The following is a 16,462-nucleotide window of genomic DNA, read 5'->3' as shown; positions in this document are numbered from 1 at the left end:
GATATGGTTATGGGGTATAACCCAAATTCGGCGCCAAATCCCGTTCTGCTTGTGCCATGCTTACGCCACGCCGTTGCGCATAGCTTTCCACCTGATCTTTACTGATTTTGCCAACCCCAAAGTAGCGGCTATCAGGGTGGCTAAAATAGAACCCCGATACCGCTGCCGTTGGCAACATGGCATATCCCTCGGTGAGGCTCATCCCAATTGCTGGGGCGTCAAGTAAGTCAAACAACTCACGTTTAACCGTATGGTCAGGGCAGGCAGGATAGCCGGGGGCAGGACGGATACCTTGATATTTCTCATCAATCAGCGCCTCATTATCCAAAGCTTCACTGGTGGCATAGCCCCAGAACTCGGTACGTACACGGTGGTGCATCAATTCAGCGAAAGCCTCGGCAAAGCGGTCGGCCAATGCCTTTAACAGGATGGCGGAGTAGTCATCGTTATCTGCCTCGAACTGTGCCACATGGGCATCAATGCCTAACCCAGCAGTGACGGCAAACACCCCGATATAGTCATTCACCCCACTGTCTTTCGGTGCAATAAAGTCAGCTAATGCCCAGTCGGGGGTTTCCTTCCCCGCTTTATCGGTTTTTACCAACTGTTGTCGCAGCCCCACCCACGTCATCAAACGCTGTGACGGTGCTTCAGGCGAGTAGATTTCGATATCGTCATGGTTGACGCTATTGGCAGGGAATAAGCCGATTACAGCACTGGCTTGAATCCAATTCTCGGCAATGATGCGCGCTAACATGACCTGTGCATCTGCCCACAAAGCCCGTGCTGATTCACCCACCACCTCATCTTGTAAAATCGCTGGATAACGTCCGTATAACTCCCAGCTTTGGAAGAAGGGCGTCCAATCGATATAGCGCGCAATCTCGGCCAAGTCATATTGCTCAAACCGACGTACGCCTAACCATGTTGGCACCGGTGGCGTGTATTGCGTCCAATCAATGCGGTGGCGGTGTTGTCGGGCCTCGGCAATCGGCAACAGTTTTGCATCACCACGGCCCTCAAAAATGGCGCGAGCCTTGGCATAATCTTCCGCAACTTCCTGCACAAACGGATCGCGCAGCGTATCGGATAATAAATTGGAACAGACGCCAACTGCGCGGCTGGCGTCGGGGACATACACCACTGGCCCTTGATAATGCGGGGCAATTTTCACTGCAGTGTGAACACGGCTGGTGGTTGCGCCACCAATCAATAAAGGAATATCAAACCCCTGCCGTTGCATCTCTTTGGCGACATGGCTCATTTCTTCCAAACTCGGGGTAATCAAACCCGATAAACCGATAATATCGGCTTTGTGTTCACGGGCAGCATCTAAGATCGTTTGGCAGGGCACCATCACCCCCAAGTCAATCACCTTATAGTTATTACAGCGCAACACCACACCAACGATATTCTTACCAATATCGTGCACATCACCTTTTACCGTGGCCATGATAATGGTGCCTTTGGCTGGGGCATCTTGTAGCCCCATCCGGATTTTTTCCTCTTCAATGAAAGGCTCAAGGTAAGCCACAGCGGCTTTCATCACCCGGGCTGACTTCACTACTTGCGGCAAAAACATCTTGCCGGCACCAAACAAATCCCCCACCACATTCATGCCATCCATCAACGGGCCTTCAATGACATGAATTGGGCGAGCACTCTTGGCGCGAACTTCCTCGGTATCTTGCTCAATGTAGGTGGTGATGCCTTTGACCAGCGCGTGTTCTAATCGCTTTTCAACGGGCCATTCTCGCCATGCTAAATCCTCACCTACCTTGCCAGTAACCGCATCACCCTTAAATTTTTCTGCCAGCGTAATGAGATTCTCGGTGGCATCTGAACCATCGGCAGGGGATTGCATTAACACCACATCTTCAATACGGGCGCGTAATTCTGCATCCACCTCGTCATAAACTTCCAACGCACCGGCATTGACAATGCCCATGGTCATACCGCGTTTGATGGCGTGATACAGAAAGACCGCGTGAATTGCCTCGCGGACTTTATTATTGCCACGGAAGCTAAACGAGACATTGGACACCCCACCCGAGATTTTTGCGTGGGGTAGATGGTCTTTAATCCAGCCGGTGGCCTCAATAAAGTCCAAACCATAGCGGGCGTGTTCGTCGATGCCAGTGGCAACGGCAAAGACGTTCGGATCAAAAATAATGTCTTCGGGTGGAAAGCCGATTTCATCCACCAAAATGCGGTAACTCTTTTCGCAAATCTCAACTTTACGGGCGTAGGTATCGGCTTGGCCCTTTTCATCGAACGCCATCACAATCACCGCTGCCCCATAGCGGCGAATCAAGGTCGCTTGTTCAACAAATTTGTCTTTACCTTCTTTCAAAGAAATGGAATTGACGATCCCTTTGCCTTGAATACATTTCAGACCGGCTTCGATGACCTCCCACTTCGAGGAGTCAATCATAATCGGTACGCGGGCGATGTCCGGCTCAGCGGCAATCAAGTTCAGAAAGCGCACCATCGCCGCATGGGCATCAAGCATCCCTTCATCCATATTGATGTCGATGATTTGGGCACCGTTTTCGACTTGTTGCCGTGCGACATCTAAGGCGGTGGCGTAGTCGCCATTTAAAATCAGTTTGGCAAAGGCGCGGCTACCAGTCACATTCGTCCGCTCGCCAACGTTGACGAATAAATCACGGTCACCAATGTTGAAAGGCTCTAAACCGCTTAGACGGCATTTCTTTTCTAAAACCGGCAAAGAGCGTGGGGCAAGATCTTTGACTGCCTGATAGATCGCAGCAATATGCTCGGGAGTGGTGCCACAACAACCGCCGACAATATTCACCAAACCCGACTCTGCCCACTCGCGCACCTGTGGCGCCATTGCTTCGGGGGTGAGATCGTAGCCACCAAACGCATTCGGTAAACCAGCATTGGCATGTACCGAGACATACGTGGCCGACACCCGCGCCATTTCTTCAACATACGGGCGCAATAAATCGGGGCCTAAAGCACAGTTCAAACCAAAGCTAATTGCGTCAGCATGTTGCAAACTGTTGTAAAACGCTTCGGTCGTTTGTCCGGTTAGGGTACGGCCAGACTGGTCGGTGATGGTGCCGGAAATCATCATCGGCAACCGTTCACATTCGGGGTGTTGATCAAAATATTGATGAATCGCAAACACCGCTGCTTTGGCATTGAGGGTGTCGAAAATGGTTTCGACCAACAGAATATCGGCACCCCCTTTGACCAAACCATCGATAGCCTCGGTATAGCTGCTGACCAGTTGATCAAAATTGACATTACGATAGCCCGGGTCGTTGACATCTGGGCTGATAGAACAGGTGCGGTTGGTGGGCCCTAACACCCCAGCACAAAAACGGGGTTTGGTCGGCTGTTGTGCGGTCTTTGCTACACACAACGCTTTTACCAGTTTGGCCGCTTCGTAGTTCATCTCCCACACCAAACTTTCCATCTCATAATCGGCCATAGCGATTGAGGTGGCGTTGAAGGTATTGGTCTCGATGATGTCAGCACCGGCATCAAGATACGCCTGATGAATCCCACCGATGATGTCAGGGCGAGTGAGCACTAACAAATCATTGTTACCCTTCACATCACAATGCCAATCTTTAAACCGCTCTCCGCGATAATCTGCTTCTTCCAAGTGATGACGTTGGATCATCGTGCCCATACCACCATCAAGAATGAGGATGTGGTGTGCTAACAGCTGAGTCAGAGTGGCGAGACGTGAGGGGGGCATGCGAGCTTCCTTGCGACAGTCGAAGAAAAGTGATGATTTTAACCCGATTGTGGCAAAAGCTCTTTTTTAAGCGAATTGCACCAGAAATCGTTGCGTATGGGTTTACGTCAGCGCGCAATCCGCGCTAGTCTTGTTGCTTTGCAAAACTCTCAAAGAGCATGATGATGCAGCGCCAGACTGATGATGTAAGAATCCGCGAGATTAAAGAACTTCTTCCTCCGATTGCCCATATCTACGAACTGCCAATCACCGATTCGGCCGCTGAATTGGTGTACGCCACTCGGACGGATATTGCTCGTTTATTGCGTGGCGAAGATGACCGTTTGTTGGTGGTGATTGGGCCTTGCTCTATTCACGATCCTAACGCCGCCTTGGAATATGCAAGCCGTTTGGCTGAATTGCGTGAACAGCATCAAAACGAATTATTGGTGGTGATGCGGGTGTATTTTGAAAAACCGCGTACCACTGTCGGTTGGAAAGGGTTGATCAACGACCCCCATCTTGATGAGTCTTACGACATCAATGCCGGTTTACGCATGGCGCGCCGTTTGTTGTTGGAGTTGAACAACCGTGGTATCCCTGCTGCAACCGAATACCTCGATATGATCACGCCACAATATATTGCTGATCTGATTTCTTGGGGCGCGATTGGTGCACGCACAACCGAATCGCAGGTCCACCGTGAGTTGGCATCTGGTTTGTCCTGTCCTGTTGGCTTCAAGAATGGCACTGATGGCAATTTACGTATTGCCGTGGATGCGATTCGCTCGGCCAGTCAGCCACACCATTTCTTATCCGTTACCAAATCTGGCCATTCCGCTATCGTGGGCACCGGCGGCAACCCCGATTGCCATGTGATTTTGCGTGGTGGTAAAGAGCCAAACTATTCAGCCGAACATGTACGCGCTGCGGCAGCTGAATTGGCTGCTGTTGGTCTGCCACAAAAACTGATGGTCGATTTTAGTCATGCCAACAGTCGTAAGGATTACAAACGGCAAATGGAAGTGGCACAAGATGTCGCAGCACAGTTAGCCGCTGGCGATCAGCATATTTTTGGCGTGATGGTTGAAAGTCATCTCAATGAAGGCCGTCAAGATTTGAAAGCGGGTTGTGATCCAAAAACCCTGAAATACGGTCAATCCATCACCGATGCCTGCATCGGTTGGGCGGATACGGTGGATTTATTGACCATGCTGGCCGAAGGTGTCCGTGGCCGCCGGCAACAATCAGCTGTTTAATCGCTGCCTGCTGTCTCCCCCTCGGTATGAGGGGGGGGTTGGCCTAAATGAAAAAATTCACCCACCTAATAAACATGGCTTGAGCATCAAGATATTAATTAAGTCTCACAGAGAGCTTTAACGTGTGGCAGTTTTCAGGAAACATTCAATATACATGCTCCACGTGCGGTAAGAGTGAAGATCTCCCAGTTGATGATTTCGAGATAGACTGCATTGGAAGCTCTGAGCGCTCGATGGGGTTAGAAAGTATTTACGGAATAACCTACGAGTTCGAGTGCCCCAAGTGTGCTCAACAGATTTCCCTGGCCTTTGAAGCTTCGGAATATCCCGTTGATTGCCTTAACTTTATCTTAAATAACTCGTCAGGCGCACAAACAGTTGGAGAGCCAGTATTCGAATATTTATGCGAGATCTATAACGCAGAGTATGCACTTGAATTCCACGAATCAATCCCTGAACTGGTGCTCGCCCTAAAGAACTGCCCAGATTCACTACGCGATCTTTTACCGCAACAGTTTGAACAGGTAATCGCGGAAGTATTTCGTGCAAAGGGATTCATTGTTGATTTAACGAAAAGAACCCGCGATGGAGGGAAGGATATTATCGCCGTTCATACCGATAGACTTGGGATTCAAAGCAAGTACTTCATCGAGTGCAAGCACTACTCAGAACACAACAAGGTGGGAGTTGAAATTGTCCGAGCACTGTATGGCGTAATGAACACAAAGGACGGCCCAAACAAGACAATTCTAGCTACAACATCAACTTTTACAGCAGGGGCTAAGAGTTTTTTGGAAAACGAAGCTGCCAGTAAATGGGATATGACACTTGCTGATTACAATGAAATCGTAAGGTGGTTAAATGACTACCAGAAAGACTAATTCATCATCTCCCCAGAAATAACTGTACAGATTAATAGGCTCAAACATTAACAAAGGGTATACGGATGCCCTCCGAAAACAGAATTAAACTAGCTCTTCTTCTTGCTCTAGCGGTTTCTCTAATCGCATATCACACTATTGAAGTCCTGAATCCTATATCTGCCACAAGTAGCTTGCTAGCTCTCATTAAGATTGCACAGATGACTTCAACAGCTGTTCTGTTTCTGGCTTTTTTATATTGGGGGCCAATAGTTCGACTACTTCTTGGTCAATCATATATAGGTGGTACTTGGCAGGGAGCATCTGAGCTTGAAGTATCTACGGATATATTTGAATACTCTGCAAAAGAAGAATTCGAAATTTCACAGAGCCTCTTTCACACGGTAATCACAGGGCGCTCATACGATAATGATGGGAGAGTTAAATCAATTTGGACAGCTAAACTATATCGCGTTGAGGGCTTACGTTACTGGTTCGCAGTGGAGTTAAACACAAGCGATGCGGAAGTTGGTGTGCTTCAGTTTTCCAAACACAAAGAACGATTAGACGGCCTCTATCATCCAGGCAATCCGAATGACTCCCGAATCTTTCGCTTTACAGCCTCACGAGTCAATGCCTAAAGAGTTAATTTAATAGGGCTGCTTGTCTGCTGTGATTCCTGCACTTGCCTTCACAAATAGTTAACCCATACGAAAAAACTCACTCACCTGATGCGTACTGAGGAAGATTTGACCTTGGAAGCGGGTGAGGAAGTCGTTTTGCTGCAGGCGGTCGTAGACGGGGCCTTTGACCTCGGCAAGGTGTAGAGTAATGCCTTGTGTTTGTAACTGTTGTTGCCATTGCAGCAAGCACGCAAAAGCACTTGCATCAATGCTGTTGACGGCTGACAGCACCAACACCAAATGTTTCACCTCAGGCTGTTGTTGTATACGACGGTTGATGTTGTCTTCAATAAATTGCACATTGGCAAAATAAAAACTCTCATCCACTCGCAACAACATCACCCCCGGCAAACGCTCGACTTCTGGATAGCGTAGGACGTTGCGATAGTGTTGAGTATTGGGCAAACGGCCCAGTTCAGCGATATGAGGATGGCTACTACGCCAAACCAAAAATGCCAAGGAACACGCCATCCCAACCATAATGCCCTCGGCCACACCGGCTAACACCACCGTAAAAAACGTGAACAGCATGGCTAAACCATCGGCACGGTCATAACGCCAAATTTGCCGCATCTCAGACCAACCAAACATACTCGATACCGCTATCACAATCGTGGCAGCTAACACCGCTTGCGGTAGAAATTGCAGCACATCACTGGCAAATAACAACACCGGCAGCAGCAACAACGCGGTGATCACTGACGACATTTGCGTGTTGGCGCCAGCAGCAGCATTCACCGCTGAACGTGATAAACCACCGGTGACGGGCATTCCGCTGCTGAGCCCTGCGGCAACATTGGCCAAGCCCAAGCCAGCCAATTCACAGTTGGCCTCAATCCGTTCTCCACGCCGTAATGCCAACGACTGTGCCACCGAAATACTTTGCACAAAATTCATCAGGCCCAATAACAGCGCAGGGACAAACATGGTTTGCCATTCCCGCCAAGTTAAATCTGGCCATGACCAAGTAGGTAATCCACTGGGAACAACACCAATTGTATGCCAGCCCCAACGCCAATCTAAACGCCAATACGCCGTTGCCGCCAATGCCAATACCACCCAAACCGCAGGGGCAAGGCGGGTGGCAAGGTTGGCCCAAAAAGCCGCTATACCGAGTCGTTGTAAGCTGGCGCTGAGAAAACCACGCGACCACCAAAGAAATAGCAAACTGGCTACCGATAGCCACAGCGTGGGGCCGTGGGTGTGTGGTAGCGCGTGGATCAGATGTGGGACTTGTACTAAAAAAGAACGTCCACCACTATCCACACCAAACAGTGGCGGCAATTGCGATAAAATAATCAACACCACCGAACCAGCGGTAAAACCGGTAATGACGGGTTGGCTGAGGTAATGCGCCAGCCAGCCCATTTTTAAGACAGCAAATCCCAGCAAAAACAGCCCAGATAACAACGCTAACGCCAATGCATAATGCACCGCTTGCACACTGCCCGCATGGGCAAAGGGCGCAATCGCCGCCCCAGTCATCAAAGCGGTTACTGCCATCGGGCCAACCGATTGTTGCCGACTGCTACCGAGTAAGGCATAGGCAACCAAGGGAATCACGCTGGCGTATAAACCCGTTGCCGGTGGTAAACCGGCCAACATTGCATACGCCAACCCCTGCGGCACCAGCAACAAGGCAACCACCACCCCCGCGCTAAGGTCTCCCACCCACCAAGTGGATTGATAGTGGCGTAACCAAGTCGGCAAACACATTAAGCTGTCCGCATCCGCTCGATAACGGCAAAAGCCAACATGCCGGTCACCATCGCAGCCACGAAGACCACACCTTGCCATGCGCCAGTGCCCAATAACACTAAGCTAGGCCCCGGACAAATGCCGGCCAATCCCCAGCCAATGCCAAACAACAGACTGCCGCCAATTAAACGTGGCGTGAGTTGTGTTGCCGTGGGTAGCTGCATGGGGCATTGCAACAAGCTGGTTTTGCGGTGTTGTAACAAACGAAAACTGACCAAACCAACTGCAATGGCGCCTGCCATCACTAAAGCAAGGCTGGGGTCCCATGTACCAGCCACATCCAAAAACCCCAATACTTTTGCTGGATTGGCCATGCCAGCCACAATTAAACCGAGACCAAACACCACGCCAGATAACAAAGCTGTCAGCAGTTTCATACTGTCCCCAAGAGGTGACGCACGACATACACGGTGGCAAAGCCGGTGAGCATAAAACTCAGTGTGGCGACCAGTGAACGCAACGAGAGACGCGATAAACCACACACGCCATGACCACTGGTACACCCCGAGGCATAGCGCGTACCGAGCCCTACTGCCACACCCGCGAGCACCAATAACACGGTGTTATGGGTGACCTCGCTGTGCGGAAACTCGCCTTGCACCACCCACCACAACAGGGGCGCACCCACAATGCCTGCAATAAAGGCCAATCGTTCACCCTTGCCCTCGGCACCTTCCAACAGGCCACCGAGCAGGCCACTGATCCCCGCAATACGACCATTGAACGCCAATAACAGCGCCGCTGCCACGCCAATCAGTACGCCACCAGCCAAGGCCGATAGCGGAGTAAACGATGACCATGCAATCATGGGTGTTCGCCTCCACAATAAATTTGATACAGGGTTTGTAAAATCGCTTGGACTTTTTCACTTTCCAAGCGGTAGTAAATCCATTTGCCATCGCGGCGGGTGTGTACCAAACCTTCGTTACGCAACACGCCGAGCTGTTGCGACAAACTGGGTTGGCGAATCCCCGTTAAACGCTCTAATTCACTGACGGTTTTTTCACCGGTCACCAATTGGCACAACAACATCAAACGGTCACGGTTGGCTAAACCTTTTAACAAGCACGCCGCTTCGTTGGCATTGTTGCGTAGCATCTCCAAGGCATCGGCAGGCAATTCTGTTGCGGCCGATGTTGAGACGGAATCAAGCACAGGGGTATCCATGTGATGGGTTTCCTCAAATAATTTTTTGCTCATTGAGCTTTTTTGGTTGAAATACATTATATTTTTTTATAAATTGATTGCAAGTAGAAATTGCGTTTCCTTTTCAAAAAAATGAATCAAAGAGGCCATTTATGAATCAAGTTCATGTTCACAGCCTGTTCCATGAGCCAACCAGCACCTTCACCCACATTGTCTACGATCATCCACAGGGCAAAGCGGCGGTTATCGACCCAGTGTTGGATTACGAAGCCAACAGTGGTCGTACCCATACCCAACAACTTGAGCTGACCATCTCGTTTTTACGTGAACAGCAATTAGAACTGGTGTGGATTTTGGAAACCCACGCTCACGCCGACCATTTGTCGGGGGCACAGATTTTGAAGCAAAAACAGGGGGGAACGGTAGCCATTGGTGAGCATATTTCAACCGTACAATCTTATTTTGGCAAAGTATTTGATATTCCTACAGAAGAAATGGAAAAAGGCATCAGTTTTGACCATCTTTTTGCCGATGGCGAGACCTTTGACATAGGTTTATTGCAAGGCCAAGCATTACACGTGCCAGGCCATACTCCAGCCGATATAGCCTATTTAATCGGGGATGCCTTATTTGTCGGAGACACCTTGTTTATGCCCGATGTCGGCACGGCACGTTGTGATTTTCCGGGGGGCGATGCCGCCACACTCTACCGTTCAATCCAACGGCTCTATTCGCTGCCGGATAGCACACGGGTATTTATGTGCCACGATTATCCACCGGCCTCGCGTCAGCAAGTGCAGGCCGTGACAACGCTGACAGAAGAAAAACAGCACAACATTCACCTACGAGCCGAGACCAGCGAAGCCGATTTTATTGCCCGTCGCCAAGCACGAGATGCACAACTGGCTGTGCCAAATCTGTTACTGCCCTCGATCCAAGTCAATGTCCGAGGTGGTCACCTACCAAAAGCAAAAGCCAATGGCACCGCCTATTTGCAAATTCCGCTTAACCTGATTTAACTGGCTGTTTTACACTCGCGGAATGAATAATTCTTCTGCGATTGGTGTATTTGGTGGGACATTCGACCCAATTCATATTGGACACCTGCGGCTTGCCTGTGCTTTTCGCGATGAACTGGGCTTGCATGAGGTTCGCTTGATTCCCACTGGCGAACCACCCCACCGTCAGCGCCCTTATCTACCGGCCACGGTGCGGCTGGCCTTGGTACAGGCTGCAGTACGCGATCACACAGGCTTAGTCGCCGATGAACGCGAAGTGCGTCGCCACGGCTATTGCTATACCGTCGATACCTTGCGCGAGATACGCCAACAAATTGGCCCAACACGGCCACTTTATCTGTTGATTGGTGGCGATTCGTTATTGCAGCTGCATACTTGGCGCGAGTGGCAACAGTTGTTTGCCTTAGCCCATCTGGTTGTTGCTACGCGACCGGGCTTTGCGATGGCAGATTTAGCCCCCGAGGTGCAACATTTCTGGCAAACTCGACAAGCCGATGATTTTGCAAAACAAAGCGCGGCAGGTACAATCCGCACCTTGTCTCTCGCACCGTTAGATGTATCAGCCACCCAGATTCGTGCCAAATTACAGGCCAACGAGGATGTCAGTGCCTTATTACCCCCCGCTGTGCGTGAGCCCTTAATGACTTATCTGCATTGCAAAAAGACTCAATGAACACAGAAGAAATTGCGGCATTGGCCGTTGAAGCCCTTGAAGACATCAAAGGCAAAGAAATTGTTAATCTCGATACCAGCGAACTGACCTCGTTGTTCCAACGTTTGGTAGTGGCGACTGGTGATTCCAACCGCCAAGTTAAAGCCCTTGCCCGTAGCGTTGAAGCCAAATTGAAAGAAGCCGGTGTCGATCTGGTGGGTACTGAAGGCGAAGAGTACGGCGAGTGGGTATTGGTCGATGCAGGTGAAGTGGTGGTGCATGTGATGTTGCCTGCAGTACGCGATTACTACGACTTAGAAGCCTTATGGGGCGGTCAAAAACCGGTGTTCAATCCCGCCGGTGGGAAGCCTTGGCAGGCAGTCTAAACGGCGCGTAATCGGTGAGAATTACCCTATTAGCTGTGGGTAGCAAAATGCCGCGTTGGGTAGACGAAGCCTATCAAGACTACGCCAAGCGGCTGCCGCGTGATGTGGCATTGCAACTGCAAGAAATCAAGCCAGAAAAACGCGGTGGCGGTGTCACCGCAGAAAAAGGCATTGCGGCAGAACATGCGCGGCTTTGCGCCGCCCTACCTGCCCGCAACAAGCTGGTGGTATTGGATGAACGCGGTCATCAGTGGACCAGTAAACAGCTGTCACAAGCACTCGCACGCTGGCAACAAGAGGGGGACGATGTCACCTTTGTGATCGGTGGTGCCGACGGCTTACATCCTGATCTGAAAGCACGGGCGGATGTTTTGTTGCAGTTGTCTGCCCTGACTTTGCCTCATGGCATGGTGCGGGTGTTGTTAGCTGAACAGCTGTATCGCGCTGTTTCGATTCTGAATAATCACCCCTACCATCGTGAATAGCTAGGCTTGGTTGCCCAAGCCGTATTTTTTCACTTTGTCGAATAAAGTGGTCTTAGCCATCCCTAGCGCGACACTGGTTTGGCTAAGATTTCCGTTATGCCGTTCTAAAGCCTCTTTTAACAAAGTGCGCTCAAACGCCTCCACTGCCTCAGCAAACGAAGGGCCCGAGCCATCGGGCACGCTTTTCTTAAAAATGGGCAAACCCAAGGCAAAACGCTCAGCCACATTTCGCAATTCGCGTACATTCCCCGGCCAATCATGTGCCATCAAGCTGGATACCGTGCTGCGGTCGAGCGTGGGAACAGGTCGGTCGAAACGCAGCGAAGATTGCTGTAAAAAATGCTCAAATAACAGTGGAATGTCTTCGCGACGCTCGCGCAACGGAGGCAGCTCTAAGGTCACCACATTTAAGCGATAGTACAAATCGCTGCGAAAACGGCCCTCGCGCCCTTGTTCTGCCAAATCTGCCTTAGTCGCAGCAATCACCCGACAATCGACCGCAATCGGTTGATTACTGCCCAACCGTTCCACACTGTGTTCTTGTAACACCCGCAACAGTTTAATCTGCAAACTGATCGGCATACTTTCTACCTCATCAAGAAACAAGGTTCCCTGATGGGCATGTTCAATTTTGCCGATTCGCCGTTTACCCGCACCAGTAAACGCATGGGCTTCGTGACCGAAAATTTCGCTTTCAAACAAATTTTCCGGCAACCCACCACAGTTGAGCGCGACAAATGCACGTTGTTGACGGCGGCTAAAATCGTGCAAACAACGGGCAACCAATTCTTTGCCAGTGCCGGTTTCACCTTCAATGAGCACATTGGCCGAAGTATCCGCCACATTGCTAATCAATTCGCGCAACCGATGCATGGCCGCCGAACGGCCAATAATGCGGGCTTCCAGCGCTTGCCGGCCAGCCAACTGCCGCCGTAACGACGACACTTCGCGTGCCAAGCTGCGCTGTTCGAGCGCACGGCGACTGACTTCAACCAAGCGTTCAGGGGAAAACGGCTTTTCCATAAAGTCGTATGCCCCTTCGCGCATTGCCCGCACCGCCATTGAGATATCACCATGACCCGTGATTAACACCACCGGCAAAGTAGCATCTTTCTGTTTAAGTGCCGACAACAGGCCAAGACCATCCATCCCCGGTAGGCGAATATCGCTAATCACAATCCCAGCAAAATCCTCTGCGATTTTGGCTAATGCCGCTTCTGCTGTGGTCACGCCTTCACTGGGAATATCCTCCAATGCTAACGCTTGCTGACAACCCAATAGCACATGGGGATCGTCTTCGACAATCAACACCGATAGCGGCGCCGCGATATTGTCATACATCTTGAATGTCCCCTTGTTGAGTATGTGCAGCTTGTACCAGTTGATATAACAAGTCCATTGCAGCGCGTGGCGTCAGTTCATTGGGGTCAAGTTGGCGCAGTTGCGCAACAACCGGATGGGGTTCGATCACGGGTGGGCTCGGAGGCGGGGGGCCGTAAATAAATCGTCAGTGGCCGCTGGCACAGTCTGGCTTTCTAGTTCAGCCAGTTTCCGCCGTGCCTGTCGAATCACGCTGGCGGGCACACCGGCCAAACTGGCCACTTGCAAGCCATAGCTGCGACTGGCGGGGCCTTCTTTTACATGATGCAAAAAGACGATTTTGTCTTTGTGTTCTAACGCCGCTAAATGGACATTTGCCACCATCGGATACGCTGCCGCCAAGCGCGTCAATTCAAAATAATGGGTGGCAAATAAGGTATAAGCGCGATTATGTTCAATCAAAGCGCGAGCAATCGCCCACGCCAATGCCAAGCCATCAAAGGTTGATGTACCACGTCCCACCTCATCCATTAACACCAAGCTCCACTCATCGGCATTGTGGAGAATGTTGGCGGTTTCTGTCATCTCGACCATAAAAGTGGAACGCCCACCGGCAAGATCATCCGATGCCCCAATCCGCGTAAAAATCCGCTCAACACGGCCAATCACGGCTGCCTCGGCAGGGACAAAGCTGCCGATATGGGCCAATAACACAATCAAGGCCACTTGCCGCATATACGTTGATTTCCCTCCCATATTAGGGCCAGTGACTAACAACAGTTTGCGGCCTGCATGTAAGTCACAGTCATTCGGGACAAATTGTGAGACTTGTGCCTCTACCACGGGATGCCGCCCTGCGCGCAGGGCAAGGCAAGCATAGGGGACAAACTCAGGGCAAACATAATGCTGTTGCTGTGCCAGTTGTGCGAGGGTGTTCAATACATCCAGTGCCGCCACAGCTTGGGCTAGCGCCTTGAGGGATTCAAGGTGTGTCATCAATTGGTCGAGCAGCTGTTCATACAGCTGTTTTTCCAAGGCCAATGCGCGATCACGAGCAAAAAGGGCTTTGTCCTCGAAGGCTTTAAGCTCGGGCGTGATATAACGCTCAGCATTTTTCAGAGTCTGGCGGCGACGATATTCCGCCGGTACTTTATCTGCTTGGGCCCGACTGACTTCAATATAAAAACCGTGCACACGGTTGTATTCCACTTTGAGAGTGGAAATGCCGGTGCGGCTACGTTCTCGTTCTTCGAGTTCAGCGAGAAATTCGCCACCGTGGTGCTCGATATTGCGTAGTTCATCTAACTCCGCCGCGTAGCCTTCTGCAATCACTCCCCCTTCACGCACCAACGCGGCCGGTTCTGGCAAGATGGCACAGGCCAATAACGTAGCAACCGGACAGTCAACTGTCGGCAGTTGTCGTCGGCAATGTTGCAATAATGGACTGGTCACTGTCGCTAAAGATGTGGCTAACGCAGGCAGTCGCTGTAGGCTGTGGCGCAAACTGGCGAGATCACGCGGGCGCGCACTGCGTAAAGCAATACGAGCGGTAATGCGCTCGATATCTGCAATACCTTGCAATCCTTCAGCCACTTGCGCCGACAAGGGCATTAACTCAGCAACCGCCTGTTGTCGTTGCCGCAGGTGATCATGGTCACGCAGCGGATGATGTAGCCAATAGCGCAATAAACGGCTGCCCATCCCCGTTGCGCATTGGTCTAATACTGAAAACAGCGTGGGTGCACGCTCTCCGCGCAAGGTTTCGGTAAGTTCTAAATTACGGCGGGTGGCGGCGTCCATTTGAATATAAGCGGAGACCGATTCCACGGTTAAAGAGTCGATATGTGGCAGGGCACCGTTTTGAGTTTGTTTAACATAGTGAAATAACGCCCCTGCCGCGCCGAGGGCAGCGGTTAAATGCTGTGCACCAAAGCCACTGAGATCTTGTGTTGCAAAATGCTGGGTTAAAGCCGCTAACGCGCTGTCAAGATCAAATTGCCACGGTGCAATGCGCTTAATAGGCTGTCGCCATTGTTGTAGAACAGCCGGTGTGAAATCTTCTGCCAACAATAACTCTGCCGGCCGCAATCGCTCCAGCTCAGCGGCTAAATGTTGGCTATCTGTTTCTAAAACACGAAAACTGCCGCTGGCCAGATTCATCCACGCCAAACCCAATTTACCGCGCAACAGATGAATTGCCACAATCAAACTGTCTTGCTTGTCATCCAATAAAGCTGCATCAGTCAACGTCCCCGGTGTCACCACGCGCATGACCTTACGTTCAACCGGCCCTTTGCTGGTCGCTGGATCGCCGATTTGCTCACAAATCGCCACCGATTCGCCCAATTTGACCAACTTGGCCAAATACTGTTCTAGAGCATGAAAGGGTACGCCCGCCATCGGCACCGGCTGACCTGCCGATTGACCACGACAGGTTAGGGTAATGTCTAATAGCCGTGCAGCCCGCTCGGCATCATCATAAAAAACTTCATAAAAATCCCCCATCCGATAAAACAACAATTTATCCGGATGGTCGGCTTTCAAACGCAGGTATTGCTGCATCATCGGGGTATGTTGTTCTGACTTGGGGGCGGAAGTTGGCGTCATCGTTGAGTGAGGGCAATCAATAATAAAGACATAGAAAAGCCTTTTTTCTATTTGATAAAACTAGAAATTGGCTCGGGCAGTGCAGTGTATTCTATGCCGTTTTTGCCTATCAACCTGCGACAATGCAGCGATAACGATTTTTTGTCCTAGATTGATTTTACGGCGCACAGCCAACATTGCCTTGTGTTTGGACCTTGTTGCGGCACCTGCATCGCGTTTACCCAATGCGCGGAAAGCCTAGGGGTTCAGTCCGAGGTCAAGAGCGCGGACGCTGAAAGCGGCCTAGTGGGATTGTTTGTTAATCTCTGAATATCAATCAGCTCATCACAACAGCTTGCTATAATTCTGTCATGGAAACCGTCAAAACACTGAAACTACGCATCAAAGACAAGCACGCGAAAGCGTTGCTGGCGATGGCGCGTGATGTGAACACGGTTTGGAATTTTTGCAACGAAACGCAGTATCGAAGCTTGCGACGTTATACGAACAAACCGCAGCGTTGGTTATCGGGGTTTGATCTGCAAAAACTCACCAACGGTTTCAGCAAATGCGATGGTGTTTATATTGGCTCA

The 16,462-nt window shown here is 50.7% G+C and carries 16 protein-coding genes; 8 read left to right on the top strand and 8 right to left on the bottom strand.

Annotation, left to right across the window (positions count from 1 at the left end):
* Window positions 1-7 precede the first annotated feature (7 nt).
* Window positions 8-3,736, bottom strand: coding sequence for a methionine synthase (gene metH, locus ACTBZS_RS01870; RefSeq protein WP_463043112.1), 3,729 nt, complete (start codon window positions 3,734-3,736; stop codon window positions 8-10).
* A gap of 158 nt (window positions 3,737-3,894) precedes the next feature.
* On the opposite strand from metH, the gene aroG reads away from it, so the two are divergent.
* From aroG to ACTBZS_RS01855, 3 genes are all read left to right on the top strand, one after another.
* Window positions 3,895-4,974, top strand: coding sequence for a 3-deoxy-7-phosphoheptulonate synthase AroG (aroG, locus tag ACTBZS_RS01865; protein ID WP_463043111.1), 1,080 nt, complete (start codon window positions 3,895-3,897; stop codon window positions 4,972-4,974).
* Between the two features lie 122 nt (window positions 4,975-5,096).
* Window positions 5,097-5,855, top strand: coding sequence for a restriction endonuclease (locus ACTBZS_RS01860; RefSeq protein WP_463043110.1), 759 nt, complete (start codon window positions 5,097-5,099; stop codon window positions 5,853-5,855).
* A gap of 65 nt (window positions 5,856-5,920) precedes the next feature.
* Complete coding sequence (locus tag ACTBZS_RS01855) at window positions 5,921-6,475, top strand: hypothetical protein (RefSeq protein ID WP_463043109.1); 555 nt, start codon at window positions 5,921-5,923, stop codon at window positions 6,473-6,475.
* Between the two features lie 60 nt (window positions 6,476-6,535).
* Here ACTBZS_RS01855 and ACTBZS_RS01850 read toward each other — a convergent pair whose 3' ends face one another.
* The 4 genes from ACTBZS_RS01850 to ACTBZS_RS01835 are packed head-to-tail and all read right to left on the bottom strand — an operon-like array spanning window position 6,536 to window position 9,442.
* Entirely contained in the window at window positions 6,536-8,233 is a 1,698-nt protein-coding gene (locus ACTBZS_RS01850) for a SulP family inorganic anion transporter (RefSeq protein ID WP_463043107.1), read from the bottom strand.
* The gene (locus tag ACTBZS_RS01845; protein WP_460430595.1) at window positions 8,233-8,652 is read right to left on the bottom strand and encodes a DUF6691 family protein; all 420 of its coding nucleotides are present in this window, start codon (window positions 8,650-8,652) and stop codon (window positions 8,233-8,235) included. Before ACTBZS_RS01845 ends, ACTBZS_RS01850 begins: the two co-directional genes overlap by 1 nt.
* Window positions 8,649-9,083, bottom strand: a complete 435-nt coding sequence (locus ACTBZS_RS01840) for a YeeE/YedE family protein (RefSeq protein ID WP_463043106.1) — start codon at window positions 9,081-9,083, stop codon at window positions 8,649-8,651. The genes ACTBZS_RS01845 and ACTBZS_RS01840 overlap by 4 nt, the downstream gene beginning before the upstream one ends.
* A complete protein-coding gene (locus tag ACTBZS_RS01835; RefSeq protein ID WP_460430593.1) occupies window positions 9,080-9,442 on the bottom strand; it encodes a metalloregulator ArsR/SmtB family transcription factor in 363 nt (120 codons plus the stop codon). The genes ACTBZS_RS01840 and ACTBZS_RS01835 overlap by 4 nt, the downstream gene beginning before the upstream one ends.
* 131 nt (window positions 9,443-9,573) lie before the next feature.
* Here ACTBZS_RS01835 and ACTBZS_RS01830 point away from each other — a divergent pair, with 131 nt between their 5' ends.
* The 4 genes from ACTBZS_RS01830 to rlmH are packed head-to-tail and all read left to right on the top strand — an operon-like array spanning window position 9,574 to window position 11,963.
* Complete coding sequence (locus tag ACTBZS_RS01830; protein WP_463043105.1) at window positions 9,574-10,440, top strand: MBL fold metallo-hydrolase; 867 nt, start codon at window positions 9,574-9,576, stop codon at window positions 10,438-10,440.
* A gap of 22 nt (window positions 10,441-10,462) precedes the next feature.
* Window positions 10,463-11,113 carry a nicotinate-nucleotide adenylyltransferase gene (gene nadD, locus ACTBZS_RS01825; RefSeq protein WP_463043104.1) on the top strand — a complete coding sequence of 217 codons (651 nt, stop codon included), beginning with the start codon at window positions 10,463-10,465 and terminating at the stop codon, window positions 11,111-11,113.
* Window positions 11,110-11,478 (top strand): ribosome silencing factor, encoded by a 369-nt coding sequence (gene rsfS / locus ACTBZS_RS01820; protein WP_460430590.1) that lies wholly within the window; start codon window positions 11,110-11,112, stop codon window positions 11,476-11,478. Before nadD ends, rsfS begins: the two co-directional genes overlap by 4 nt.
* A gap of 14 nt (window positions 11,479-11,492) precedes the next feature.
* Window positions 11,493-11,963 carry a 23S rRNA (pseudouridine(1915)-N(3))-methyltransferase RlmH gene (rlmH, locus tag ACTBZS_RS01815; RefSeq protein ID WP_460430589.1) on the top strand — a complete coding sequence of 157 codons (471 nt, stop codon included), beginning with the start codon at window positions 11,493-11,495 and terminating at the stop codon, window positions 11,961-11,963.
* Here the strand turns inward: rlmH and aauR are convergent, their stop codons facing one another.
* From aauR to mutS, 3 genes are read right to left on the bottom strand one after another with little or no spacing between them, the layout of a single operon-like run.
* Window positions 11,964-13,304, bottom strand: a complete 1,341-nt coding sequence (aauR, locus tag ACTBZS_RS01810; protein WP_460430588.1) for a two-component response regulator AauR — start codon at window positions 13,302-13,304, stop codon at window positions 11,964-11,966.
* On the bottom strand, window positions 13,297-13,434 hold the full coding sequence (locus tag ACTBZS_RS01805) for a hypothetical protein (RefSeq protein ID WP_463043103.1): 138 nt from the start codon (window positions 13,432-13,434) through the stop codon (window positions 13,297-13,299). Before ACTBZS_RS01805 ends, aauR begins: the two co-directional genes overlap by 8 nt.
* Window positions 13,431-15,890 carry a DNA mismatch repair protein MutS gene (mutS, locus tag ACTBZS_RS01800; protein ID WP_463043102.1) on the bottom strand — a complete coding sequence of 820 codons (2,460 nt, stop codon included), beginning with the start codon at window positions 15,888-15,890 and terminating at the stop codon, window positions 13,431-13,433. The genes ACTBZS_RS01805 and mutS overlap by 4 nt, the downstream gene beginning before the upstream one ends.
* A 350-nt stretch (window positions 15,891-16,240) precedes the next feature.
* Between mutS and ACTBZS_RS01795 the strand changes: the two genes are divergently transcribed.
* The coding region (locus ACTBZS_RS01795; RefSeq protein ID WP_463043101.1) for a hypothetical protein at window positions 16,241-16,462 on the top strand (222 nt) is incomplete at its 3' end.

This window comes from Aquaspirillum sp. (assembly GCF_055136605.1).
This window is presented reverse-complemented; position numbering and strand designations above follow the sequence as displayed.